The sequence below is a fragment of the Burkholderia sp. BCC1644 genome (assembly GCF_902833225.1).
In the GTDB taxonomy this organism is placed as follows: Bacteria; Pseudomonadota; Gammaproteobacteria; order Burkholderiales; family Burkholderiaceae; genus Burkholderia.
This window is the reverse complement of sequence record NZ_CADFEI010000033.1, coordinates 1-25,967: the sequence shown is the minus strand read 5'-3', so window position 1 is coordinate 25,967 and position 25,967 is coordinate 1. Positions and strand designations below refer to the sequence as shown.

The following is a 25,967-nucleotide window of genomic DNA, read 5'->3' as shown; positions in this document are numbered from 1 at the left end:
GGCCGTTGTCCGTGAAGCATTCCAGCCGGCCCCTTGCGGGGCCGGCGCTACTTCCTGGGCGACTATTTCGCCAGCATCCATTCATGCGCCGGATCGTTGCGGAAGTGCCAGACGCGCTTCGGTCCCGCCATCACGTTGAGGTAGTAGCTGCGATAGCCGTGCGGCGCGACCACCGGATGATAGCCTCGCGGCACCATCACCACGTCGTGGTTCTCGACCGCATAGGCTTCGTCGATGTCGCGCGAATCGGTATAGACGCGCTGGAACGCGAACCCCTGCTCGGGGTCGAGCCGATGGTAGTAGGTCTCTTCCAGCACGCTTTCGACCGGGATTGCGTCGACGTCGTGCTTATGCGGTGGATAGCTGGACGCGTGCCCGGCCGGCGTCACCACCTCGACCACCAGCAGCCCTTCCGCTGGTTCCGTTTGCGGAAGGATATCGCAGACGTAGCGAGTATTGGTGCCGCTGCCGCGCACCGATCGCGCGATCGACGCGGGCTCGATCAGGCGGGCTTCGTATCGGCCGGTCGCTGGCGCCGTGCAGAGCGCGATTTCGGCTGCGTCGACGGCATCGATCGACACGCTGCGGCCCGGCGGCACGTAGGCCGCATGGGGCGAGCGGTCCTCGAACACACTGCGTCGTCCGCCGACGTCGCGCCAGACCCGATCGCCGGTCGTGATCGTCACGGTGCCGGTCAGCACCACGATGCAGAGTTCGTCGTTGACGGTGTCGATCGCGAGTCGCTCGCCGGCGGCGAGCCGCTTGGCGGCGAAGCCGACGTGGCGCCAGCCGGCGCTGGCCGGCGTGACGGTGACGATATCGCGTCCGCTTGCGCGTCCCTTGATCAGCAGTTTGCTCATGCTGCCTCCTGTTGCGGGCGAGCCTGGCGCCAGATGCGAATCAGGGTCTCGAACGACGCGCGCACGCGGCGGATCAGTTCGCCGTCGTCGATCTCGCCGTCAAACCACGCACGGCTCGATTCGTAAAAGATCGAGCGGCCGACCGTGAAACCGCGGCAGGTTCGGCTGGCGGCAGCATCGATTAAGCCTTGCGCAAGCGTTTCAAGCGGAGCGTTCAGGCCGAGCAGTACGACGCCGCGGCAATACGGGTCACGCGCCTCGATCAGTGCGTCGATGCGGCGCCAGGTCTCGGTCGGCATCGATTCGAGCTTCCACCAGTCGGGCTGGATGCCCAGGTCGTAGAGGCGTTCCAGCGCGCGCACCACGGCGTCCGGCGATGCGGGGCGATCCTTGGGCGGGATCACTTCAAGCAGCAGTTCGTGGCCGCTGACTGATACCGCCTGCTGGAGCGCCTGCAGTTGCGCTTCCTGTTCGAGTCGATGCTCGAGAGCATCGTCGGGATGATATTGAACGAGGCACTTCACGATATGCTCGCGCGGCCAGGAAATGAGCGCTGATCCTGTCGACCGTCCGTGTTCGAAGCGCAGCGGGTTCGAGCCCGGCAGTTCGACGGGTCGGCCGATCCACCAGTTGCGGCCGGTGGCGGTATTGAGTGCATCCTGTCCGAAGCGATCGTCGATCAGCACGGCCATCTTGCCTTGGCCGCCGATTTGGGCCTCGGTCTCGGCGACGGCTTCGACGAAGAGCTGCTTGAGCGTGCCGATCCGCTTTTCATCAGCACCGGCTTGCCGCGCCAGTTCCGCGAGCTGGTCGCGGTGGTCGAACGCAAAGCCGAGCACCTCGTCCCACGACTTGCGGTTTGGGCTGACACGATGCAGGCGGTTCAGCGCGGGATCACGGTCGGGGCGGCTCATGCGGGCCGAATTCGTGAGGAAATAGTCAAGCTCGGCCGGCGTCGGCATGGCCGGCGCGCACGCATGGCGCGAGACCACCAGCGCGCCGCAAGCGTTGGCGTACGCGCAGCAGGTGGTTTCGTCCGCGCCGGTCAGCCAGCCTTTGAGAAAGCCGGAGATGAAGGCGTCGCCGGCGCCGAGCACGTTTAGCACCTCGACCTGCACGCCGACGTGCAGGCGGCCGTCGTCGATGCTCGCCGGAATCGCGCCGTCGAGTATCGTGCATCCGAGCGGACCGCGCTTGACCACAAGGGTGGCGGGCGTCGCCTCGCGAACGACACGCAGTGCAGCCATCAGGTCGTCATGGCCGCCGGCGATGCGGAACTCCTCTTCTGTGCCGACGATCAGGTCGAACATCGGCAGGATGCCGCCCAGGTGGTGGCTGACGCTGCCGTCCGCGATGAAGCGCGTTTCGCCGTCCGCCTTGCCGGTGAGGCCCCACAGCACGGGCCGGTAGTCGATGTCGAGCACCGTTCGCACGTCGTGACGTCGTGCGTATTCGAGCGCCTTCATGCTGGCGCGATGTACGCGCTCGGTCGAGAAATGCGTACCAGTGATCAGCAGCGCCCGGCTCGACGCGATGAACGACTCGTCGATGTCCTGCTCGTCGATCGCCATGTCGGCGCAATTCTCGCGATAGAACACCAGCGGAAACGTGTCGCGATCCTTGAGACCGAGCAGGACCAGCGCGGTCAGGCGTTCGGGGTCGAGGCGGACTTGGCTGACGTCGCAGCCTTCCTGCTTGAGCGCGTCGAGGAGAAAGCGGCCCATGTGGTCGTTGCCGACCCGCGAAAGCATCGCCGATTTCAGCCCGAGCCGGGCCGTGCCGAAGGCGATGTTGGCGGACGAACCGCCGAGGTAGCGGGCGAAGCTGGTGACGTCCTCGAGGCGGGCGCCGACCTGTTGGCCGTAGAGATCGACGGCGAGCCGTCCCAGGCAGATCAGGTCGAACTGGCGTTCGGACATGAGCGTCGGTGTATGCACGATGGTTTCCTGTCGTCTTGAGTCTGAGCGGATGAGCGGTTGGGCGGTGCCGGATGTCAGGCGAGGCCGAGGCCGCGCTTGACGGTCTCCAGCATCATCCGGCTCGATTCGTCGGCCCGGTCTTCCCACGCGAACACGGCTACGGTCGCGATGCCGTCGAAGCCGATCTCGCGAACCTTCGAAAAGAACGTGTCCCAGTCGATTTCACCTTGGCCGATGTCGAGATGCTGGTGCACGGTGGCTGTTACGCCGGGGGGATTGACGATGTAGCGCAGGTTCGACGATGCGCGGTGGTTGTAGGTGTCGGCGATGATCAGGTGCGTGAGCTTAGGCTTCGCATACTCGAGCATCGCGGCGATGTCGCCCACGCCGTCGTCGTAGAAGTAGGTGTGCGGGACCGCGTACAGATAGTTGAGCCAGGGTTTGTCGAGGCCGCGGATGATGTCGACCGATTCGTTGTTGCGCTCGCAGAAATCGTAGGGATGCGCCTGGATGTCGAGGCTGATGTGCTCGCGTTCGAACACGGGCATCAGCTCCTCCATCGAGCGCATGAACTGGTTCTCGCTGGCGAGCGCATGATTGGACTGGCCGCTGAATTCGGTGTTCATCAACGGACACTCCATCTCGACCGCTACCTGGATCGCGCGCTTCCAGTTGCGCACCGCCGCCTCGCGCAGCGATTCGTCCGGACTGGCCCAGTGATACAGCGGCAGCAGCGACGACAACTGCACGCCGGTATCGAGCAGCGCAGCCTTGAATTCGCGAATGCGTGCCTTGTCGACCCGCGGGTATTTGTAGAACGGCAGGAAGTCTTCGCGGGGCGAAAGCTCGATGTGGCTGTAGCCGAGCTCGGCGACTTTCTCGACCATCTTGGGCAGCGGCAGATGGCGGTACATGTAGGGGTCAAGTGCGATACGCATGTCGGTTCCTGGTGAGTGAGACGGAATGCGGGCGGCAGGGCGCGCGCTCCGCGTCGGGTCGATTCGGTTGGGTCAGTAGCGGCGGGCGGTGGCGAGTGCGGCCTTCATGCGTTCGGCGGCGCGTTCGATACGCTCGCTGGTCGAGACTTCCGGCACGCCTACGTGCCACCAGGAGGCGTACTTGTGCACCATCGTCTTCGGCAAGACCTTGATGTCGATAAGGGTGGAAACGCGCTGCGTGCGGGCGTCATCGAGCGCGGCCTCCAGTTCCTCGATGCTGCGTGCCGTGTAGGTCTTGCAGCCGTAGGCCGCCGCATTGGCGGCGAAATCGACGGGCACGAAGGCGCCGTCGAGCCGGCCCGTGTCGGCGTTGCGGTGCCGGAATTCGGTGCCGAAACTGCCCATTCCGTGTTCCATCTGCAGGTTGTTGATACAGCCGAAGGTCATGTTGTCGAACAGCAGGACGTTGATCTTGCGGCCTTCCTGTATCGAGGTGACGAGTTCCGAGTGCAGCATCATGTAGGAGCCGTCGCCGACGAATGCAAACACGTCCTTGTCGGGCTGTGCGAGCTTGACGCCGAGTGCGGCGTTGACTTCGTAGCCCATGCAGGAATAGCCGTACTCGACGTGGTAGCTGTCCTCGCCTTTCGCGCGCCAGATGCGCTGCAGGTCGCCGGGAAGGCTGCCCGCGGCGGCGACCACCACGTCGTGTTCGGTCAGCTTGCGATCGAGCACGCCGAGCACGCGTGATTGGGTCAGCGACGAGCCGGTCATGCGTACGAATTCATCGAGTACCGCGCGGTCGAGGTGGTCGTCGATTTCCGGCACGAAGTGGTCGGTGCCATAGGTCACGGCAAACAGGCGTTCCTCTTCGGTGCGCAGGCGTGCGACCGCCTGCGCGATCTCCTCGCGATAACCATGCCGGCGGCCGGTCGGGTAGCCTGCCTCGTCCAGCGAGGTCCCGAGCGCGCTCAGGCCGGCCTTCGCATCGGCCTGAATCGACAGACCGTCGAGCTTGCCCGCGTCGAAGCCGTTGACGTTGATGTTGACGAACCGCACCTCGGGATCCTGGAACAACCATTTCGACGCGGTCGTGAAATCGGTGTAGCGCGTGCCGATGCCGATCACGAGATCCGCGCGGCGCGCGATCTCGTTGGCGGCCAGCGAGCCCGTTTCGCCGATGCCACCGAGATTGAGCGGATGGTCCCAGGGCAGCGCGCCCTTGCCGGCCTGCGTATGCGCGACCGGGATGTCGAAGCGCTCGGCGAAGCGGCGCAGCTCGGCGGCCGCGCCGGCGTAGCGTACGCCGCCGCCGCAGATCAGCAGCGGGCGCGTGGACGGCGCGATAAGGGCGGCGGCGCGCGCGATCGATGCCGGCGCGGCGGGGCGGCGGTCGACGTAGTGCACGCGCTCGGCGAGGAAGGTTTCCGGGTAGTCGTAGGCCTGGGCCTGCACGTCCTGCGGCAGCGCCAGAACCACCGCGCCGGTTTCGGCAGGATCGGTCAGCACGCGCATCGCGTTGAGACACGCGCTCATCAGTTGCTCGGGGCGTGCGATGCGATCCCAATATTTGCTGACCGGATGGAACGCATCGTTGGTGCTGATCGACAGGTCGTGCGTCTGCTCGATCTGCTGAAGCACCGGGTCAGGTTGGCGTCCAGCATGCACATCGCCCGGCAGTAACAACAGCGGAATGCGGTTGGCGCTGGCGGTCGCGGCAGCCGTCACCATGTTGGCCGCGCCCGGGCCGACCGAAGAAGTACATGCATAGATCTGCCGGCGGCGCCGTTGCTTGGCGAAGCCGATCGCCGCGTGCGCCATGCCCTGTTCGTTGCGGCCCTGATGCACGACGAGCCGGCCGGGATCCTGTTCGAGCGCCTGGCCAAGGCCCAATACGTTGCCGTGTCCGAAGATCGTGAAGATGCCCTTGACGAACTTGATGCGCTCGCCGTCGATCTCGACATACTGATTGTCGAGAAAGCGTACGAGTGCCTGCGCCATCGTTAGCCTGATATGACCCATGAATGATCCGTGCGGTGGAAAGGGATGAATGCAAGGAGGCGACGCGAAGCGATGTCGGCGCGATTTGCTCGCCTCATCGCCTCGCCTGCGAGCGCAAATGCGTAGCGGGCGGGGACGTGTCTCCAGCATTGTTTTCGCGACGCAGGCAAGGGCGGACTGGCTCGGTTCGTTGCATGGACTGCGTCGCGTTCGTCCATAAATTAAGAGGTCAGGCGCGTGCCCATCAACAGAAAGATTGACCATTTATGGTCATCGCGTGGTTGCCGATTCGATGCCGCTCGTTCTGACCATTTATGGTCACGAATGTTGTTGCGGCGGCATTGCGCGTCTCTAAACTTCGATACCGAACTATCGAATGAGGTCTTGAGGCTTACGGTCCGAAACGGCCGTGAGAGAGCCGATCGAGCCACCGGAGACATGCAACCCACCCGTCCGCTTGCCAGGCAAGCGCGCCGCTGGCCCTGAACATCTCTCCCATACTCGCCTCGTTCGTTTGAACCTCTGCCGGTCTGGCAGCGCATGCAGTCAATTCGACCGACAGGTCAATTGAAAATACTTAGGAATTCGATATATGAGCAAGAAGCTTCGTATCGCTGTAGTCGGGGCCGGCCTGATGGGATCCGATCATGTCGAGCGCATTGCGCGCCGCATAGTCGGTGCCGAAGTCTCGGCCGTGGTCGATATCGATGCCGCCCGCGCCCGCACTGTCGCCGACAAGGCGCCAGGTGCCGTGGCGGTGCCGGGGATCGAGCAGGTCCTGGCCGATCGCCTGGCCGATGCGGTCGTCATTGCCACACCCGGCTTCCTGCATGAAGCCACGCTGCTTCAGGTGCTGTCCGAGGGGCTTCCGATCCTGTGCGAGAAGCCGCTGACGCCCGATGCGCAATCGTCCTGGCGGGTCGTCGAAGCCGAAGTGAAGCTCGGTCGGAAGTTGATTCAGGTTGGCTTCATGCGTCGTTTCGATGCCGAGTACCGGCAGTTGCGCGAGCTGATCGCCACGCGTCGGCTCGGCGAAACGCTGATGCTGCATTTCTCGCATCGCAACGCTGCCACGCCGGCGAGCTTTACGAGCCAGATGCTGGTGAACGATTCCGTGGTGCACGAGTTCGACGGCATCCGTTTCCTGACCGGCGAGGAAATCGCTTCAGTGCAGGTTCGCCTGGGCCGGCCTACGCGACACGCGCATCCGGGTCAACACGATCCGCAGCAGGTTCTGATCGAAACGGCGAGCGGCGTGCTGGCCGACGTCGAGATCTTCGTCAACGCGCGATTCGGCTATCAGGTCGCGACGCAAGCGGTGTTCGAGGACGGCATCGTCAACATCGGCAACGACGGCGGCCCGTATGTGCGCAGTGCCGGGCAGTGGGGCGGTTCGGTCACCCCGACCTTCGTCGAGCGTTTCGAGGCGGCGTTCGATCTCGAAGTGCAGACCTGGGTCGACGCGGCGCACAACGGCACGATCGATGGCCCGTCCGCGTGGGACGGCTATGCGACAGCGGCCTGCTGCGAGGCAGGCGTGGCGGCCCAGCGCAGTGGTGAGAAAGTCGCCGTGGTGCTGAACGACAAGCCGGCCCTCTACCGCGAGGCCTGACGTCGAGCGGGTTCCTCTCACACCGCGCGTGCCGGCAAGTTCGGGCGCGCCTGAGCACATCATCAATACAGTCGGAAAACACCATGAAACTTTCGTTCTGCACGGACAGCCTCGGCCACCTGCCATTCGAAGCGATGCTCGACAAGCTGTGTGAAATGAGCGTCTTCGGCGTGGAAATGACCTCGGGCGGATGGTCGTCCGCGCCCCATCTCCGCACTGACGAACTGCTCGCCGACGCGAGCAAGCGCCGCGCGCTGCTTGCCGCGCTGGAAAGCCGGGGCATGGAGATCGCCGCGCTGAACGTGTCGGGCAATCCGCTCGATCCGGGCGAGCTCGGCGCCAAGCACAAGGCAGACATGGAGAAGGCAATCCGTCTTGCCGGTGAACTCGGTATTCGCAAGATCGTCGCGATGAGCGGCCTGCCGCCGGCCAGCCCCGAGGATCGCGTACCGAACTGGATCACCTATACCGTGAGCTGGCCGGCGACGCTCAAGGGTTGTCTCGACTATCAATGGAACGACGTTGCGATTCCGTACTGGAAATCGCTGGTCGCGCAGGCGCGCGAGTCGGGTGTCGAAAGGTTCGCGCTCGAAAACTTCAGCGCAATGCTGGTGTGGAATCCGGAAACGCTGTTCCGGTTGCGCGACGCCGTTGGCCCGATGATTGGTCTCAATCTCGATCCGAGCCACCTGATGTGGATGGGTGCCGACCCGATAGCGGCGGCACGCGCGCTCGGCGACGCAATCCATCACGTCCACGGCAAGGACGCGCGTCTCGAACGCGGGCTGGTGGACGTCAACGGTCTGCTCGAAACCAAGCCGGTGGAGGATGTCGGCCGGCGTGCCTGGAATTATGTGGCCGTCGGTTGCGGCAAGGATCTCCAGTGGTGGAAGGAGTTCTTCTCGGTGGTGCGCATGACCGGCTACAACGACTGGGTGTCGCTCGAGATGGAGGACCTGACGATGTCGGTCGAGGCTGGCATTGCCACCTCGATCGACGCATTGAAGCAGACCATCAGCCGCTAGGTCGACGCGATCCGGCCTAGCCGGGCCGACTCACGCGGCGAGATCAAGAAACACAACGGAGACAGGCATGCACGGCGCCACCGGCGCGCCGCGGCGGGATCGCCCCTGCCGCGGCGCTGCACGGGCGTATCGCCGGCGTGCCATCGGGTCGGCCCAGGCCGGCCCACGAGGAGCAAGCACATGGATAGCGAAGAATCGCAATACGTGCTGGAGATGCAGGACGTTTCTAAGGCATTCCCGGGCGTGCTCGCACTCGACCGGGTCAGCCTCAGGGTGCGCGCGGGCACTACTCACGTGCTGGTCGGCGAAAACGGCGCCGGCAAATCGACGCTGATGAAGATCCTGTCCGGCGAGCATCGCGTCGATTCGGGCGAAGTCCGCTTCAAAGGTGCGCCGTATCGTCCCACCGGCACCAAGGCCGCGCTCGAAACCGGCGTCGCGATGATCCACCAGGAATTGAGCCCGGTGCTCGACATGTCGATCGCCGAGAACATCTTTCTCGGGCGTGAGCCGACCTATGCGGCGTTCGGTGCGCTGTCGCGGCAGATGATCGATTTCAGGAGCATGGAACGCGATACTCAGGCGTTGCTCGACCGGCTCGGGCTCGACTATGCGCCCCGTCAGAAGATGCGCGAGCTCAGCGTGGCCGGCATGCAGCTGATCGAAATCGCCAAGGCGATCTCGCGTGGCGCATCGGTCGTCATCATGGACGAGCCGACGTCGGCAATCAGCGATACCGAGGTCGGCATGCTGTTCGAGCAGATCCGCGACCTGAAGGCGCGCGGGGTCGCGATCATCTACATCAGCCACAAGATGGACGAGATATTCCAGATCGCGGACGACATCACGATCATCCGCGACGGCCGCTATGTCGAGTCGGGCCCGGCCGACGAATACGACGAGAGCCGGCTCATCGCGGCGATGGTCGGTCGGCCGATCTCGAGCATTTTCCCGAAACTCGACGCGACGATCGGCGAGACCGTGCTCGAGGTCCGTAACGCCACGCGCCACGGCGTGTTCTCGGATATCGGCTTCAGCGTGCGACGTGGCGAGATCGTCGGGCTGGCCGGACTGATCGGCGCGGGGCGCACGGAAGTGGTACGCGCGATTTTCGGGCTCGATGCGCTCGACGAGGGCGAGATCGTGCTCGAAGGCGTGCCGTTGCGGATGAGGGGCAGCGATGCCGCGATCCGCTGTGGCATTGCGATGGTGTCCGAGGACCGCAAGGGCGAAGGGCTCGTGTTGTGTCGATCGGTGATGGAAAACATCTCGCTCGCGAACCTGAAGGGTTTCTCGCGGCGCGGCCTGCTCGACACGCGCCGCGAGCGTAACGAAGCGACGCGCATGCGCGAGATGCTGAAGATCAAGACCGCCGACCTGCAGACCGTCACCGGCAATCTCAGCGGCGGCAACCAGCAGAAGATCGCGATTGCGAAATGGCTGCTGCGCGACCTGAAGGTACTCATCCTCGATGAACCGACGCGCGGCATCGACGTCGGCGCGAAATCCGAAATTCACCGCCTGATGTCGCAATTCGCGCAGCAGGGGCTGGCCATCGTCATGATCTCGTCCGAACTGCCGGAGATTCTCGGCATGAGCGACCGCGTGATCGTGATGCGCGAGGGCAGGGTGGCCGGCGAACTGAGCCGGGGTGAGGCCTCGCAGGAACGAATCATGAAACTGGCAACCGGAGGTCAATGATGTTGAACAGCATGCAGGAAAATTCGATGCAGCCGCGCGCTGGCATCATGGCCTGGCTGAAGGGCGCGAGCCCGGCCGAGATTTACCGCAAATACGGCACGATGCTGATCTTCATCGGCATCGTGGTGCTCGCTTCGCTGGTCAGCGATGCGTTCCTGACCGTTCCGAACCTGACCAACGTGTTGCGGCAGGTGGTGGTCGTCAGCCTGCTCGCGTGCGGCGTAACCTTCATCATCATTCTTGGGCAGATCGACGTGTCGCTGGGCGCGGTCGTGGCCCTGACCGGCACGATTGCGGCGAGCGTAATGTCGCTTACCGGCAGCATCCCACTGGCAGTGGCGGCCGGGCTGGCGATGGGCGTGGTGGTCGGGTTCGTCAACGGCTTCATCGTCACGACCTTCGGCATTCCCTCGTTCATCACCACGCTCGCGATGACGACAGTGGCGCGTGGCGGCATCCTGCTCTATACCGGCGGCGCACCCATCAGTGACCTGGGCGACTTCGCCGTGATAGGCCAGGGTTCGGTCGGGCCGGTGCCGATCTCGGTACTGATCCTGATCGCCGTGCTCGCGGTGTCGTGGGTGCTGCTGAATCGCACGCGCTTCGGCCGCTATGTCTATGCAACCGGCGGCAACACGCGCGCCGCGCTGGCCTCCGGCATCAATACGCGACGCGTGACGACGATGGCCTTCGTCTACAGCGGTGTGCTGACCGCGATCGCCGGCATCGTGCTGATGTCGCGGATCAACTCGGGCCAGCCGGCTGGCGGTGTCGGCTACGAGTTCGATGCGATCACGGCCGTGGTGGTAGGCGGGACCAGCCTGATGGGCGGGACCGGCACGATCATGGGCTCGATGATCGGATCGTTGATCATCGGCGTGATCAACAACATCCTCAACCTTCTGAACGTCAGCTCCTACTGGCAGCAGATCGCCAAGGGGCTGATCATCGCGGTCGCAGTGATTCTGGACGTCAAGACCAAGAACGGTCGCGGCAAGCGCGTACGGCGTCCGGCCTGAGATCGGAACCGGACGAGCCGGGTCTCCGGCGTGCAGTGAAGCAGTAAGAGCAGCACTTAAAGCAAGTCGATGTTCAACCCGCAGCAGGTCAGACAACAACGGAGGAGCATATGAAGGTTTGGAAACAAGCGGCGGTAGCGGTATTCGGGCTGGCCGCGCTGGCGACATCGGCCAGTGCGGCCGACAAGAAGTTTGTGATCGGCTATACGAATCTGGCAGACACCGACGTGTTCACGATGAGCCGGAAGACTGCCTTTGCCGACGCGGTCAAGGCGGACCCGGGCCTGAGCGTGGTCTATACGGACGCAAACGGCGACGTGAGCCGCCAGCTCGACCAGATCGACAACTTCATCGCGCAGAAGGTCAACGTGATCATGATCGTGCCGGTCGACTATCGCGGCATCGTTCCCGGTGTCGAGCGGGCCAACAAGGCCGGCATCCCGGTGATCGCGCTCGGCATCCAGTCCGCTAGCGGCAAGTATACGTTCGTCGGTTCGAAGAACTACGATGCCGGCCGCCTGCAGGGCGAGTACTTCGACTCGGTTTTGCCGAAGAATGCGCAGATCCTCTACCTGCAGGGTACGCCGGGCCTTTACCACTCCAAGGAACGCCTGGCCGGCTTCGTGCAGACGCTGGCCAAGCGTCCCGACGTCAAGATCCTGTCGAACCTGCCGGCCGACTACGATCGCGCACAGGGCATGAAGGTCACCGAGGACTGGGTTCAGCGATATCCGAGATTCGATGCGATCGTCGCCGCGAACGACCAGATGGCGCTTGGCGCGCTGGAAGCGCTGAAGACGGCAGGGCGGCTCAAGGGTGTCGCGATCTCTGGCGTTGACGGGACCGCGGACGCGATGCGGGCGATCAAGGCCGGCGAGATGTCCCAGACCATCTTCCAGAACGCGAAGGGACAGGCGCAGGCCGCATACCAGGTTGTCGAAACGCTCAAGAGCGGCAAGCCGGCTCCCGCCGAAGTGATCGTCCCGTTCGAATCCGTGACCCGCAGCAACGTAGGAAATTACCTGAAGTAGGGCAGGCGAGCCGGTGTATAGCCCGATATGCGTCGGCGTATGAGGAACTAAAAAAACATCAATAGATTAGGTATGCAAAGGAGATTTTCGATGGAGACGAAATTACTCAGATTCATGGCCGGTACGGCGCTGTGCGGCGCCACGGCATTCGCGCATGCGCAGAGCAGTGTTACGTTGTATGGAATCGTGGATAACGGCCTGCAATACGAAACGGGTCTGCCCGGCGGCAACCGGCTGTCGGCCGAATCCGGCGGCTGGGGTGAATCGCGCTTCGGCATGCTCGGTAACGAGAACCTGGGCGGCGGCCTGCAGGCCACGTTCCGCCTGGAAGCGCGCCTGAACACGCTGAACGGCTCGGTGGCGAACGGTTCGTTCTTCGAGGGGCAGGCGACCGTGGGTTTGCGACACGACGCGTATGGTGCGATTCGTCTCGGCAATTTCGGGGCGAGCGAGCTGTTGCAGGATACCGGTGAGCTCGATCCGCAGCAGACCAAGAAATATTCGTTCGGCACGCTGGTACGCGGCCGCATGTTCCCGCAGGCCTCGAACGGCATCGAATATACGTCGCCCGATTTCGGTGGTTTCACGGTGAAAGGCCAGTACAACCTCACCAATTCGACCAAATGGAATGCGGGTACGCCGGGCACGGCGCCGGGGCAACTGGGCACGGCCACTGGCTTGGGTAGCTCGCAAGGCCGGGCGGATGGCCTGAAGTTGCAGTACAAGGCGTCGAACGTCGAAGCGCAGCTGATCTATGATGAGATTCGCGATGGCAACGGCAAGTTCAGCAACGTCTATCTGGCCTCGCGCTCGATCTTCGCCGGGGCGTCGTACGGAATCGGACCAGTGACGCTGTATGCGGGCTACGTCCACCTGAGCGCGCCGGACGCATCGAATGCCGGGTATTACGGAACGGGCACGCCGTCGGCACAGCCCGCCGGCGTTTCCTTGCCGACCGCGGTCGACCAGGAGTGGTTCGGCGCGCAATGGGCCGTGACGCCGGCGACAGCCGTCATGGGTGCCGTGTATCACGCCAACGCCAATCACGGTAATGGCAACGGCACGCTGTATACGCTGTCCGGCATCTACTCGCTGTCGAAGCAGACGCGGCTTTATACGGAGCTCGGCTATCTGCGCAACAGCGCGACGTCGAATCTCGGGCTGAACGGCGGGACCTACGGGGCCAACAACGTGAACGATCCGGTCAACGGCAGCGCATCGAACCTGAATCCAGGCTATGGACGCAGCCAGTTCGGCGTGTTCGCGGGAATTGCCACGCAGTTCTGACGCACTGTCCGGTGCAGGAACCCTCTTGTGCGGGCCGTACACGTCGGCCGAAACGGCATGCGACGCGGCGCGCGCAGGAGATCCAAGCAATATCCCGCCGCCGCCGCGCGTTGGCGGCCTTCCGTATGAGAGGCACGATGAAACCGCTTAAAGTCGGTGTACTGGGCGTGGGCGACATAAGCGACGTCTATCTGCACAATCTTGCGAAATACCCGATCGTCGAGCTTGCCGCAGTGGCCGGTCGCGATCTCGAGAAGGCGCGTGCGAAGGCGGCGGCACACGGCGTCCCGAAAGCGTATCCGGATGCTGCCTCGCTGATTGACGATGTCGGGATCGATATCGTCCTGAACCTGACCACGCCTGACGTGCATGCGGAACTGACGCTGGCTGCGCTGCGCGCCGGCAAGCACGTCTATAGTGAGAAGCCGCTCGCCACGACGTTTGCCGAAGGAAAGGCGCTGTGCGAGGATGCGCGCCGGCGCGGTCTGACGCTCGGTTGCGCACCCGACACGGTATTGGGAGGGCGCCTGCAGACCTGCCGTCAATTGATCGACGAAGGTGTGATCGGGATTGTGCACGGCGCGACGGCATTTGCGGTGAGCCGAGGCCCGGAGTGGTTCCACCCGAATCCCGCTTTCTTGTATCGGCGCGGAGGCGGGCCCTTACACGATATCGGACCATATTATCTGAGCGCGCTGGTGTCCCTGTTGGGGCCGGTGCGGCAATGCTCGGCGGTCGCAGGCCGGGCATGTTCGGAGCGTGTCGTCGAAAGCGGGCCGCTTTGCGGCATGCGCATTCCGGTCGACGAGCCGACTCACGTGGCCGCCAACCTAGTGTTCGTGTCGGGTGCACTCGTCACCCTGATCGTAAGCTATGACGTATGGGATTCCGAGTTGCCGAGGATGGAACTGTATGGTACGGCCGGCACCTTGTGCCTGAACGACATCGATCCCTGTGACGGGCCGAATCTGTTCGGCGGTGATCTGCTGCTGCGCACGCGCGACGACTACCGGTGGGTCGAGCTGCCTCGCGGCGAAGCTGCACGGCGCCCATGGAAAAAGGTACCGATCGAGCGGCCATTCATCGAGACGAGCCATCGCGAAAACAGCCGTGGCATCGGACTTGTCGACATGGCCATGTCGATTGCCGAGGGGCGTGCGCCCCGTGCTAGCGCCGAGATGGCCCTGCATATCCTTGAGATAATGCATGGCATGCTCGAGTCGGCGGCTAACAACGTGACCTATCCACTTGAAACCCGGATGGAGCGACCGGAGCCAATGTGGCTGCAGTTCCAAGATTGCCTGAGCCATGAACCACTCGAACCGGCCCGCGCCTGAGACTATGCGTCCCGATTGCATGTCCCGCACCGGACTGGCGGGTAATCCGGACGAGTCGCGGCTCGACGGTGCCGACCAGCTATTGTCGCAAATTCGCTCCGAGTACGACGCGCTGAGTCCACGGCTTAAAGCGATTGCCCACTTCATCGATACCCATGCCGATCAGGTCGGCATACTGGATATTCGTAGCGTCGCCGAGCAATGCGGTGTGCATCCGTCGGCAGTTGTGCGCTTTGCTCAGTACTTCGGTCTGTCCGGCTACGCGGACCTGAGGCGGCGGTTTCGTCATCGGATCGGGTTGCCGCGGCCGATGCGGTGGGACGCTAAGGACGTACATGATGAGGCCCCGACCAATGGACTAGAAGGAATGACTGAATCGGTGTTGGCGTCCAGCGTGGCAGCGGTCGCACGTCTGCGCGAATTGCTGGCATCCGAAGACTGGACGCGCGCGCTGGTCATGCTGCGCGATGCCGCTACGATCTGGGTAATGGGAGCGCGTCAGGCGTTTCCGGTTGCATCTCATTTGGCGCAGGCCTTGCACCAGACAGAGAAGACGGTCTCCCTCTTCTTGACGGTCGGTGAGATGGATGTCGGCCAAGTGCGCTTGGTGAGGGCGGGCGACGTTTTCGTGGCGCTTGAATTACCCCCTTACAGCGACGAGACGTGCCGTATTGCCAAACTCGCGAAGCTCAATGGTGCTCAGCTGGTCCTGATGACCGACAGTCGCCTGTCACCGCTCGCGCGGGATGCCGATGCCTTGCTGCGGTTGGACGACAGTGCTGTATTCGGATTCCATTCGATCACCGCTGCCTCAACGGCAGTGCAGCTTTTGTTCATGTCGTTGCGTTACGTCGAGCAGTATGGCGATTAGGGCAGGCGTACCAACCTACGCGCGGATTTTTCCGCTTCCGACATGACGTGATCAAAATGGTCGGTACAGCCCGACGATTCGATTGCGACCGGCGATCGCGTTTCTCTAGCTGATGGGCGTGATCCCTCTAGCGCGAAGCTTTGCAGACTGCGAGATACAGGCTCTGGTAGTAAAGTCATCACAAGATTGCGATTTTATTCGAAATAGTTATCATTCTCGTTTGGCAAACACATGCTCAATAGGTGTTGTTTGCGGGGTAGTGGAAGCCGCTGTTGCCTCCGATCTTGCGTTTGCCGCCGCACCCCCGACACGCAGGACGTATTCGCAAGACCGTGGCGACGGTAGGGGGACCGCATACGTAACAGAGTCCATGACGGGACTTTGGTGAGATCTTGTCGGGAATTTGCTCGGCGCCCCTCTGCCAGCAACGCATTGCGGACGATACTAGATTGGCGTCGAGCCAAGTATGGGTAGGATCGTGGGTAGGGTGCCATCTGTGATTGAGGGAGTCTTACCTGGCGGGGCGGTGCGAGCGGTAGTTGTAGTCGGTTGCCTTCCGCCATGCCGGGCTTCCGCGGCGTTCCTTGAACTTCCTCTGAAAGTCCGCAAGCCCATGATTTTGCGGAGTTTTGTGGGTAACGATGTGCTTGCGACGTCCAGCCGCGTCCTCCACAATTTCCTCACGAAACATGGGTAGCAACATGGGTTTTGTGGGTAGGAAAGGAGGGCGGCATGGCGGGACGACAGTTGCATCGGCTTAGCGCGCTGCGGGTCGCGAAGGCGGTGGATCCAGGACATTATGCCGACGGCGGTGGCCTCTTCATGCAGATCGCCGGCAGTGGCGCACGCTCATGGGTGTTTCGCTTCACGCTCGACAGGCGAGTGCGCGAAATGGGCCTCGGACCGCTTTCGCGAGTCTCGCTTGGTGAAGCGCGAAAGCTGGCCACTAGGTACCGCGAGATGGTCCGGGATCAGGTCGATCCCATCCTGGCACGGCGCGAAGAGCAGCGTCGTCGATTGCTCGACATCTCCGTCGATGCCAACGTGACGTTCCGTGAGGCAGCTGACGCGTTCATTCGAGCGCACGAATCGGAGTGGCGAAACCGGAAGCACAGTCAGCAATGGGACACTACGCTGAAGACCTACGCCTATCCCATCATCGGCGATGTGCGTGTGCGCGACATCGACACAGCGATGATTGTCCGCATTCTGCAGCCGATTTGGACCAAAAAGGCAGGGACGGCGCGCCGTGTGCGGGGGCGCATCAAGGCGATCCTGGACGCGGAGACCGTGATGGGCCACCGCGCCGGTGGTAACCCTGCTCGTTACGTAGACCATCTCCAACTGGTGTTACCACGGTCAAAGAAACGCTCGCAGGTAAAGCATCATCCGGCGTTGCCTTGGGAAGACCTTCCGACGTTTATCCGGGAACTGGAGCTTCGTCCCCGACGCGCGGCACGGGTGCTGCGCCTGCTTATTCTCACGGCGACTCGCACGAATGAGGCGCGGTTTGCGCGGGTTGAGGAATTTGATCTCGATAATCGTGTCTGGAGTATCCCGGGAGATCGCACGAAGAGCGGTCGGCCGCTGCGCGTGCCACTTTGCAAGCGTGCCGTCGAGATCGTACGCAGTGCGCTACCGAAGGCGAAGTATGGATATCTGTTTCCCGGTTGCACGGAAGGGCGCCCACTGTCGAACATGGCGATGCTGTCACTGCTGAAACGCATGTCGTACTCCGGCATCACCGTGCACGGTTTCCGGTCGACATTTCGTGACTGGGTCGCCGAATGCACCGACTATCCGGATTCTTTGGCAGAGGAAGCGTTGGCGCACATCATTACTTCGCAGACGATCGCGGCTTATCGGCGTCGCGATCAACTCGAAAGACGGCGGCTCATGATGGAGGACTGGGGGGCGTATTGTTCAAGCGGACACATGCTTGAAGCGTCAATGGCACCGGTCATGCCGCAAACGTTCGCTGCCTAAATCGACGCTGCTTCTGTTCGGGGAACGGTGCTGCGGGTCGGGCGGGTTCGCACTCGCCCAGTATCGCGAGTGCGAGGCTGTGTCGTCAGTATGTCGCCTGATCCTGATGCAATGCGGGCCAAATTCATCGACATCTGGTGGTACCGCTGCCAAGTGTGAAATAGAGTCGCCGCTGAAACGAACTGCATGGATTCTGAAGGACCGTGGGGTGTCTTCAACGTCGGGCCCGCCAAGGCGGATCTGAATCACTTGGGTCGGCACGGCTTGATACACATTCACGGGGCCTGCAGCATGAAGCTACAGGCCCAGAGTGCGCCCGTCGGGCGCCCGATCGCTACGCTGCGGTGATCATTCGGCGATCAAGAAGCGGTCACGTTTCTTACCCTTGATCCATGACGGTTCGCGGCCACGTCCGCTCCACGTTTTGCCCGTTTTCGGATCCTGATACTTCGGCGTTGCGGGTTGGCTGCCATTCGCGCTACGTACGCGCTTACGGCCGAAGATCTGGTCCGGCGTGAGTCCGTACTCCTGAACCCGCGCGCGAACTTCTTCAAGCACAGTCTCTAGTTCGGCCTGCCGAGCTTCTTCCGCTTGCACGAGCAGTGCTTCAGCCTTGGCTTTCAACTCTTGATAGGTGGCCATTCTTCACTCCACGTGGTTAAAAGAAACAGTATTGAAATCGTCGCTTCGAAGAGTCCAATTCGGCGCGGCGCATCGGGTCTGCGACATGTCATTGTCGGAGGCGAAATTGGAACGATTACGCGATTTTCTCATCGTTTTGACCAGGAGTCGATCATTTATCGTCTCCGAGGCCGCGAATTTGGTGGGACATCGAAGCCGTACATTGGATTATTGCGGTTGGGTATGCAAATTCCTGACGATCATCAGCAAATAGTCGTGCGACCGTACGTCGCCCACCGATGTACGGTCAAGCGCTCCGATCCAGCAGGGGCGGCGGCCCTCTCTATTGAATTACGTCGTAGGCACAATGAGGAGAGCTATTTTTGTGTTCGTCAGACCGTGTCAAAGCGTAAAACGTCAGACAAGCCACGTTATTTTTTCGTACGTGCGTGACCTCGTTCAACTTCGCAGACGCGCTGATCGGTACCCCCAAATCTTTACAGTTGACTCTGTTGCGAGGAGGAACGAAAAAAGATGAACCGATTTGCGCCAGCGCGATGAGTCCGACCAGGTCGGTGCATCATCGGTCCGATTTCTCGCGGCGTGTGGAGTACACATCGCCACGTTCGAGGCGAGGCCTGTTATGGAGCAACGCGATAATGTTTGGCGATCGAGTGATACAAGCGCATGCTCGGCACCGGCCTGCGATTGCGCGACCTTACAGATTCGTTTGCGAAGGGCCGAAACGCAGATTCGGCGTCTCACAAGATGCGTTCAACTGAAAGACGAGAAGCTGTGCGAGCTCAGCAAGGTCCTGGCGAACTCGGCGACCGCGCACTACTGCGTTGAAGAGCGATTGCAGCGTGAACTTGACGCGTTGCGGATAGATCTGCAGGCCGACGTACCGAGCGATCACTACGGTCCTGTTGATGGCAATTCGATGGGAGGCGGTGTAGTCGTTTGCCTGCCTTACCTGACCACGATCCTCTCAGTTTTGTTCGACGCGATGCATATGTTCTGGACGGACTGCGATGGCGGTCGTCTGCCAAAATCTTCGACTGTCGCTCATGCGATTGATGAACGTCTCGGACTGCGCGCACAGGCAAGCGGCGAGGGTTCGCGCACCGGTCAGGCCTACGCGTCCGCCATCCGGCCGGATTGGGTGAAGGATGCGGATAACCGGCATCACCGGCGGCGATCCACATCCTAGCTGTGGTTTTGGATGTCGAACTCGCGAATTCCGGCGGAGCGCGACGATTCCCGTCGGGACGGGATCTATTACACGTCTGCCGCGCAACGCGCAGCGCGTGGTGCCGTCCCCAGCGAGCCGGGAACATTCGGCGTGAGCGGCCGATACCACGTGATTGAAGATCGGAGACTATTGAGATCGGATCCAAGTTTGGCGAACGCGGCGGGCGTGAGATCAATGGCACAGACGACGAACTGAGAGCTGGCGGTCTCCGGATGAGGTCCCGCATACTGAAGAGAGAGGCCAAAGCGGCGATACAGTCGTGCGATGGCCTGGGTGACGACACCAATGATGCGGGTCGCGCCGAGGGATACCGCGACTGCCATGACATAGGGAAACAGTTGCATGCCCGAGCCGGCGAACCGCGATAGCTCCCATACGGTGGGTGACGACGGAAAATCGAGGTTCGACGATCGAGGAAGTAGTTCTCGGAGCAGGTACGGGGCGGTAGTTGGCATCAGGCGTGCGCAACCACTGGACCGGCCAGCCTTTCGTAGACATCTTCGAGCCATAATTTATGGCAACCGAGGAGGTCAGGATGAGCGGCAAGCGGTACACGGATGAGTTCAAGATCGAGGCAGTCAAACAGGTAACCGAACGGGGTCATTCGGTGGCAGAGGTGGCCCAGCGTTTGGGCATCACGACCCACAGCCTTTACGCATGGAAACTGAAGTTCGGCAGGCCCGACGTCGTGCGGCAGGCGGAGCTGGATCAGAGCGCCGAGGTTCGGCGGCTGAAGGCCGAACTCAAGCGGGTGACCGAGGAGCGCGACATTCTAAAAAAAGCCGCCGCGTACTTTGCAAAGGGATAGCGGCAAGGCATGCAAGGCGATTGCGGCGATACCTGGCGTAGGTCTCCTGACGGCGACAGCGGCCGTCGCGATGATGGGCGATGCGAAGACGTTTCGGTCCGGGCGCGAATTCGCAGCCTGGATCGGACTGGTGCCCAAGCAAACGGGCTCGGGCGGCAAAGTCCAGTTGCTGGGAATCAGCAAGCGCGGCGACACGTATCTGCGCAAGCTGCTGGTTCATGGTGCCCGGGCTGTGCTGTGCCTCACGAAGGAACCGGGGCCGTGGGCTGAAGGGATTAGGAAGCGGCGACCGCTGAATGTGGCGGTCGTGGCACAGGCGAACAGGACAGCCCGCACGATCTGGGCGATTCTGGCGCATGACAGGCCGTACGAAAAGGGCTACGTGAGCGTGAAACCGGTTTGACCGAACGGCGTTGCGTAGCAGGAAGGTCAACTTTTACAGGGTGATACGTCGAAAGGTTGCGCTGGCAATCGTAAGTAATGACAAGACAGGTCGGACCGGGACCCGCCAAACCTGAATAGCCCGTCGAGCTTCTAGCTCGCTAAGTAAATGAGGTGCGGGTCAGCGGATTTCATGGTGGGCCGCAGCGTATCAGGCTGCAACAAGCCCGGATATAAAGCTGCAACCCATCCTGTCGCAGTCAGAGCACACGAAAACCCTTCGCAAACGGGAGGCGTTCATATAAAGGGCTATGTCACCCCTTCATTTCGGGATATTAGCGAAGCCTCCGCTTGCGAGGCACCTTTTCCGAGGGGCATTGAGCGAGTAAAAAACGGTGCAGTCACCGTTTCGGCGCCCTGGTATTTCTGATGCTGGCAACGACGTGCCGTCGGCAGGTTCAGTGGGTATTGCGGCAGACGCGGCCCTGGAGATTCTTCGATCGGGGTGGGGTGACTGTTGAGGCGGCTTCGTCTCAGTCGATACTGTAGCTTCATTGCGGGCGCCTACATTTGACGTGGTGAAAGGCGAGGGCCTCGGCGGACCGATGGCTGAATTCTCTCCGCGGTGCGGAGAGAATTGGCGAGAGCGTCCGGCAGGGTTCCGCCGCTGCCGAGATTCCGGTAATGTGGCCCCTATTGGCACGCACCGGCCCGCCGACTCCCTCCATTCATTACCACATGAGCGAATTAGTCACCGCATCCCTATTGACCGACATCCGCCGCATGATCGATTCGGCGCGGGCCCGGGCGGCGGCGGCCGTCAACGCGGAACTGACCCTGCTTTATTGGCAGGTGGGTCGTCGCATTCGAGATGATGTGCTGGGCGGGGAGCGCGCGGGCTACGGACAACAAATCCTCCCCGCGCTCGCACGACAACTGCGAGGCGAGTACGGCCGGGGTTGGAGCGAGCAGCAATTGCGCCACTGCATCCGCGCGGCCGAGGTGTTTCCGGACGAGACAATTCTCTCCGCACTGCGGAGAGAATTGAGCTGGACCCATCTGAAGATGTTGATGTACGTCGACGACCCGCTCAAGCGCGACTTCTACATTGAACTCTGTCGCCTGGAGCGCTGGTCGTCGCGGCAGTTGCAGGAGCGGATGCAGTCGATGTTGTTCGAGCGCAGTGCGCTGTCGCGCCAACCCGACGAAGTGATCCGGCGCGAAGTGGCGCACCTGCGTGACGCGCAGCAGATGACGCCCGATCTCGTGCTGAAAGATCCGTACATCCTCGACTTTCTTGGCCTCAACGATCACTACCTCGAGCGCGATCTCGAAGATGCGATTCTGCGCGAGATGGAACAGTTTCTCTTGGAGCTCGGCGCCGGCTTTACATTCGTCGCGCGCCAGAAGCGGCTGCCGATCGACGACGACGACTTCTATCTTGATCTGCTGTTCTACAACCGCAAGCTCAAACGCCTTGTCGCAATCGAACTGAAGCTCGGTTCCTTCAAGGCCGAGTACAAGAGTCAGATGGAGTTGTACTTGCGCTGGCTCGCAAAGCACGAGCAGGAACCGGATGAAGCGCCGCCGATCGGCATCATCCTGTGTGCAGGGAAAAAGCAAGAGCAAATCGAATTGCTCGAACTCGGAAAAAGCGGGATCCACGTGGCAGAGTACCTAACCGTGCTGCCACCGCGTGAGACGCTGCAGGCGAAGCTGCACCAATCGATTGCCGCGGCACGCGCTCGGCTCGACGAAAAGCGGGAGTCGTGATGGCGGGGAGTTGACACGGTCTTCGCCACGCCACGCACGGTGACTACTTTATTTTTGGTTAAGTCCACGAAGCGCCGAATTACCGGCCAACAGACGAGTATGTCGATGCCGGCCCCGACCAGCGAGCCGGCATCGACAACGCATCAATACGTGAGACCGAATCCGAACGGATACAACGGATGCGCGGTATCGTGCGGCACGTCTTCCCGCTGCGCCGCGACTTCCGCCATCGACGACGGCAGCTCGAACGGCAGCTTGCCTTGCGGTTGGCCTTTCCCCGTCAGCACGTCGAACAGCGCGGCATCGGTCACGCCGAAATTGGCGAGGATCGCGGTAGCCTTGTCCTGAACGTTGGTCAGGATCGCGGGGCGATCCAGGTACACCGAGACGATCGACTTCGGGGCAAGCGCGGCCTGCTTGATTGCCTCGTAGTCCGCACCACCGTCGACGAACGCGAGACTGCCTTCATGCTGCATCGAGCCGAACATGTAGTTCGGGTGCAGCGTTTGATAGGGCGTGCTCACGCGGAGAATCGCCACGTCCGCGGCTTGCGGCGTATCGACGACCTGATAACCGTATTGCCGTGCGACCGCCGGATCGATGCCGTACAGCCAGACTTTCTTGCCCGACGGGGTCATCGGCAGCAGCTTGTCGTTGTTCTGCAGCAGAACCATCGAGCGACGCTGCGCATCGAGCGCCTGGGCCTGGAAATCGGCATTTCCGACGATCTTGCCGGCTGCGTCCGCATCGACATACGGATGGTCGAACAGGCCCTGCTGGAATTTCTGCAGCAGGACGCGATAGGCCGATTCCGACAGACGGTCTTCCGGCAATTGCCCGCGATTGACGGCGTCGATGAGGTCGCTTGGATCGTCGTCTCCGCCGAACTGGTCGATGCCGGCATTCACCGCTCGCACGAAACGCTGCACGCGGGTGGCGCCTTCCATCCCCCAGGGCATGCCCAGTCCGGCAAACGACGGTGATCCTGACGACACGCCGTTGATGCAATTCGCGTCGCAGTCGTCGGCGATCAGCCAGTCGGACACGATCACGCCCTTGAAGCCGTATTTCCCGCGCAGCAGGTCGGTCAGCAACGCCTTGTCGTAAGCCCCGCCGACGGGCTCCAGCGTGATGCCGTCGACCGTTACCGTCATGTCCGGTTCGGAATAGGTCGGCATGACCGAGCCGACGTTGGCGGCGAAGGCGCCTTCGAACGGCTTCAGGTGATAGGCAAAATTGTTGCCCGGGTAGGTCGCATAGCGACCGTAGTAGTTGTGGCTGTCGAACCCGAGTTTCTGCGCGCCATATCCGGCCCAGTGCTTGACGACAGCGATGACGCTATTGGCCTGAATGCCGTTGCTGCCGCCCTGGAAGCCTTCGATATAGGCCTGAACCTGCGTGCGTGCGAGATCGGCGTCTTCGCCGAAGGTGCCGTTGATGCGCGGCCAGCGCGGCTCGGTCGCCAGGTCGGCTTGAGGCGAAAGCGCTTCGGTAATGCCGACCGCGCGATACTCCTGCCGCGCGATATCGCCGAATGTTCGCGTGAGTGCCGCGTCGCCGATCGCGGCGAAACCGAGCGTTTCCGGCCACTGCGAGAAACCGCTGCCTCCGGCGCTTGCGCCGAGCGTGTACTGGAAATGGTTGCGCGGATCGGAGCTGATCGACACCGGGATGCCGAGCCGGGACTGTTCCGCCAGCGTCTGAATCTGGTTGTACTGGCCGGCCATGGTGTGCGCGTCGGCACTCATGCGCGTGATATAGGTGCTGACGTTCCGTTGATTGATGAGCGTCTTGAGCGCCGCCAGATCGTAAGCGGAGCCGGTGCCTGAACCGGTCGTGTCGTTCAGCACCGGTGCGGTACCGTGCATCATCAGGCCTGCTTTCTCGGCCAGCGTGAGGCGGCCGACCAGGTCCCGCGCACGCACCTCGGCACTCAGCCGCCAGTCTTCGTAGGGTTCGAGCTGGCCACTCTTGTCCATGTCCTTGAACTTCAGGCCGTCTTGGGTGATCAGGTTCAAAGTCGTGTAGCCGAAGTCCTGCTGCGTGACAGGCGTGGAAGATGAGTCGACGCCGCCGCAGGCAAACAGCCCCAGGCTGAGCGCGGTGCCCGACGCGGCCCATGCCGACCGGTGAATGGCTGATCTCGTGAAGCGTTGCATGCTTGTCTCCTGAACCGGATTTTTTAGGCGCGGCCGTGACGCATTGCAAATGGCCGCTTGCCACTTTACCGAGCTGTTTCAGGGGACGTTTTGCCGCCGGGTGCAGTTTTTGCCCCGCTGGGGCGCGATGTGTCGGGCAATGTGACTTGTCGGGTTTTCAAGGTGATCCGCCGACACGGACAAGTCATGAGCGACCGTGTGATAGCCGGTCGTTCATATCGTGGGGCGTGCCGCATGCGCGAGATGCGGCATCCGCTCAGGCCGGTGCGACGCGCGTGGCGCCCTTGCGTTCGTCCGCGATCCAGTCGCCGAACAGCTGGATCTTCTGTTGCTGCTCGCTCCCGCCCGGGTACACGAAGTAATAACCCATCCCCGTTGGCAGCGAGATGTCGAACGGCATCACGAGCCGGTGCGCCGCCACGTTTTCGTGCACCAGCGTCCGGTCGCCGATCGCGATGCCGTAACCGTCGATCGACGCTTGCGTCGCGAGGTCCAGCGTTTCGAAGCTCAACCCGCGCGTGGAATCGACGTGAGGCGCGCCAGCGTGGTCGAGCCACCGCTTCCAGTCGCGATGATCGCGGGTCGGATGCAGCAGCGTATGACCGGTCAGGTCGTCGAGATTGGCCAGTGGCTGCTGCTCGAGCAGGCCCGGCGCGCATACGGGCGTAAGCTGCTCGTCGAACAGCGGGATCGCACGCATGTCGGGGCCCGCGCCGGACGCGTAGATCACCGCGGCATCGAACGGCTCCATGCGGAAATCGACGTGATGGCCCCAGGTCGTCGTGATCTGTACCTGGAGTTCGGGGTGCTCGACCTGGAACCGCATGATGCGCGGCAGCATCCATTGCATCATGCAGGTCGGCACTTTCAGCGCGAGCTCGGTGCGCCTGCGCGACAGGCGCATCGACACCTCTTCGATGCGCGCGAAACTTTCGCGTACCGTCGGCAGCAGCAGTTCGCCTTCCACCGTCAGCGTCAGGCCTTTCGGCGTGCGCTTGAACAGCGGGAACTGGTAGAAGCCCTCGAGCGCGAGGATCTGCCGGCTCACGGCACCCTGCGTCAGGCACAGCTGTTCGGCGGCGCGCGTGAAGCTGCCGTGGCGGGCGACGATGTCGAACACCTGCAGCGCGTTGAGGGAAGGAAGTCGTTTCATCGGGAGAGTCGGGGTGGAACGGGCGCGTGACGGCGCGCCACGGTATCGCTCAGTGCAGGATCTTCGCGAGGAAGTCCTTCGCGCGGTCCGATTTCGGATTCGAGAAGGAATCGTCCTTGCGGTCGTCCTCGACGATCGCGCCCTTGTCCATGAAGATCACGCGATGCGCGACCTTCTTCGCGAAGCCCATCTCGTGCGTGACGACCATCATCGTCATCCCTTCCTGCGCGAGT

The 25,967-nt window shown here is 62.3% G+C and carries 19 protein-coding genes and 3 pseudogenes; 13 read left to right on the top strand and 9 right to left on the bottom strand.

The window, feature by feature from the left end; all coding sequences use genetic code 11:
- Positions 1-62: 62 nt before the first annotated feature.
- The 4 genes from iolB to iolD form a co-directional block, all read right to left on the bottom strand.
- Positions 63-860 (bottom strand): 5-deoxy-glucuronate isomerase, encoded by a 798-nt coding sequence (gene iolB, locus HWX87_RS36625; protein WP_043179537.1) that lies wholly within the window; start codon positions 858-860, stop codon positions 63-65.
- Positions 857-2,779, bottom strand: coding sequence for a 5-dehydro-2-deoxygluconokinase (gene iolC, locus HWX87_RS36620; RefSeq protein WP_176051686.1), 1,923 nt, complete (start codon positions 2,777-2,779; stop codon positions 857-859). Before iolC ends, iolB begins: the two co-directional genes overlap by 4 nt.
- 74 nt (positions 2,780-2,853) lie before the next feature.
- Positions 2,854-3,717 carry a sugar phosphate isomerase/epimerase family protein gene (locus HWX87_RS36615; RefSeq protein ID WP_043179535.1) on the bottom strand — a complete coding sequence of 288 codons (864 nt, stop codon included), beginning with the start codon at positions 3,715-3,717 and terminating at the stop codon, positions 2,854-2,856.
- A gap of 72 nt (positions 3,718-3,789) precedes the next feature.
- Complete coding sequence (iolD, locus tag HWX87_RS36610) at positions 3,790-5,739, bottom strand: 3D-(3,5/4)-trihydroxycyclohexane-1,2-dione acylhydrolase (decyclizing) (protein ID WP_176051685.1); 1,950 nt, start codon at positions 5,737-5,739, stop codon at positions 3,790-3,792.
- A 571-nt stretch (positions 5,740-6,310) separates the two neighbouring features.
- On the opposite strand from iolD, the gene HWX87_RS36605 reads away from it, so the two are divergent.
- The 9 genes from HWX87_RS36605 to HWX87_RS36565 all read left to right on the top strand — a co-directional run bounded on the left by HWX87_RS36605 (position 6,311) and on the right by HWX87_RS36565 (position 17,587).
- Positions 6,311-7,330, top strand: a complete 1,020-nt coding sequence (locus HWX87_RS36605; protein WP_175825360.1) for a Gfo/Idh/MocA family oxidoreductase — start codon at positions 6,311-6,313, stop codon at positions 7,328-7,330.
- Positions 7,331-7,464: 134 nt separating this feature from the next.
- Positions 7,465-8,355, top strand: a complete 891-nt coding sequence (locus tag HWX87_RS36600) for a sugar phosphate isomerase/epimerase (RefSeq protein ID WP_244137833.1) — start codon at positions 7,465-7,467, stop codon at positions 8,353-8,355.
- A 180-nt stretch (positions 8,356-8,535) separates the two neighbouring features.
- A complete protein-coding gene (locus tag HWX87_RS36595) occupies positions 8,536-10,056 on the top strand; it encodes a sugar ABC transporter ATP-binding protein (protein ID WP_043179525.1) in 1,521 nt (506 codons plus the stop codon).
- Complete coding sequence (locus HWX87_RS36590) at positions 10,056-11,075, top strand: ABC transporter permease (RefSeq protein ID WP_244115728.1); 1,020 nt, start codon at positions 10,056-10,058, stop codon at positions 11,073-11,075. Before HWX87_RS36595 ends, HWX87_RS36590 begins: the two co-directional genes overlap by 1 nt.
- A 110-nt stretch (positions 11,076-11,185) precedes the next feature.
- Positions 11,186-12,106 carry a sugar ABC transporter substrate-binding protein gene (locus tag HWX87_RS36585; protein WP_176051677.1) on the top strand — a complete coding sequence of 307 codons (921 nt, stop codon included), beginning with the start codon at positions 11,186-11,188 and terminating at the stop codon, positions 12,104-12,106.
- A gap of 90 nt (positions 12,107-12,196) precedes the next feature.
- Positions 12,197-13,393, top strand: coding sequence for a porin (locus tag HWX87_RS36580; RefSeq protein ID WP_176051676.1), 1,197 nt, complete (start codon positions 12,197-12,199; stop codon positions 13,391-13,393).
- A gap of 137 nt (positions 13,394-13,530) precedes the next feature.
- A complete protein-coding gene (locus tag HWX87_RS36575) occupies positions 13,531-14,730 on the top strand; it encodes a Gfo/Idh/MocA family oxidoreductase (RefSeq protein WP_175911439.1) in 1,200 nt (399 codons plus the stop codon).
- Positions 14,702-15,601 (top strand): MurR/RpiR family transcriptional regulator, encoded by a 900-nt coding sequence (locus tag HWX87_RS36570; RefSeq protein ID WP_244137832.1) that lies wholly within the window; start codon positions 14,702-14,704, stop codon positions 15,599-15,601. Before HWX87_RS36575 ends, HWX87_RS36570 begins: the two co-directional genes overlap by 29 nt.
- 732 nt (positions 15,602-16,333) lie before the next feature.
- Positions 16,334-17,587, top strand: coding sequence for a site-specific integrase (locus HWX87_RS36565; RefSeq protein WP_176051674.1), 1,254 nt, complete (start codon positions 16,334-16,336; stop codon positions 17,585-17,587).
- A 348-nt stretch (positions 17,588-17,935) separates the two neighbouring features.
- Here HWX87_RS36565 and HWX87_RS36560 read toward each other — a convergent pair whose 3' ends face one another.
- Positions 17,936-18,229 carry an H-NS histone family protein gene (locus HWX87_RS36560; RefSeq protein WP_059708362.1) on the bottom strand — a complete coding sequence of 98 codons (294 nt, stop codon included), beginning with the start codon at positions 18,227-18,229 and terminating at the stop codon, positions 17,936-17,938.
- A 622-nt stretch (positions 18,230-18,851) separates the two neighbouring features.
- Here HWX87_RS36560 and HWX87_RS36555 point away from each other — a divergent pair.
- Positions 18,852-19,418, top strand: a complete 567-nt coding sequence (locus tag HWX87_RS36555; protein ID WP_176051673.1) for a hypothetical protein — start codon at positions 18,852-18,854, stop codon at positions 19,416-19,418.
- Positions 19,419-19,486: 68 nt separating this feature from the next.
- On the opposite strand, the gene HWX87_RS36550 is transcribed toward HWX87_RS36555, so the two are convergent.
- The gene (locus tag HWX87_RS36550; RefSeq protein ID WP_176051672.1) at positions 19,487-19,804 is read right to left on the bottom strand and encodes a hypothetical protein; all 318 of its coding nucleotides are present in this window, start codon (positions 19,802-19,804) and stop codon (positions 19,487-19,489) included.
- 191 nt (positions 19,805-19,995) lie between these two features.
- Here HWX87_RS36550 and HWX87_RS36545 point away from each other — a divergent pair.
- The 3 genes and pseudogenes from HWX87_RS36545 to HWX87_RS36535 all read left to right on the top strand — a co-directional run.
- A pseudogene (locus tag HWX87_RS36545) lies at positions 19,996-20,282 on the top strand (transposase); the annotation flags it as partial.
- Positions 20,273-20,671: pseudogene (locus HWX87_RS36540) on the top strand (transposase); the annotation flags it as partial. The pseudogenes HWX87_RS36545 and HWX87_RS36540, both read left to right, overlap by 10 nt.
- Before the next feature lie 716 nt (positions 20,672-21,387).
- Positions 21,388-22,422 carry a PDDEXK nuclease domain-containing protein gene (locus HWX87_RS36535; RefSeq protein WP_176051671.1) on the top strand — a complete coding sequence of 345 codons (1,035 nt, stop codon included), beginning with the start codon at positions 21,388-21,390 and terminating at the stop codon, positions 22,420-22,422.
- A gap of 143 nt (positions 22,423-22,565) precedes the next feature.
- On the opposite strand, the gene HWX87_RS36530 is transcribed toward HWX87_RS36535, so the two are convergent.
- The 3 genes and pseudogenes from HWX87_RS36530 to HWX87_RS36520 all read right to left on the bottom strand — a co-directional run.
- On the bottom strand, positions 22,566-24,581 hold the full coding sequence (locus HWX87_RS36530) for a glycoside hydrolase family 3 N-terminal domain-containing protein (protein ID WP_176051670.1): 2,016 nt from the start codon (positions 24,579-24,581) through the stop codon (positions 22,566-22,568).
- 256 nt (positions 24,582-24,837) lie between these two features.
- A complete protein-coding gene (locus tag HWX87_RS36525) occupies positions 24,838-25,734 on the bottom strand; it encodes a LysR substrate-binding domain-containing protein (RefSeq protein ID WP_176051669.1) in 897 nt (298 codons plus the stop codon).
- A gap of 49 nt (positions 25,735-25,783) precedes the next feature.
- Positions 25,784-25,967, bottom strand: a pseudogene (locus HWX87_RS36520) (amino acid ABC transporter ATP-binding protein); the annotation flags it as partial.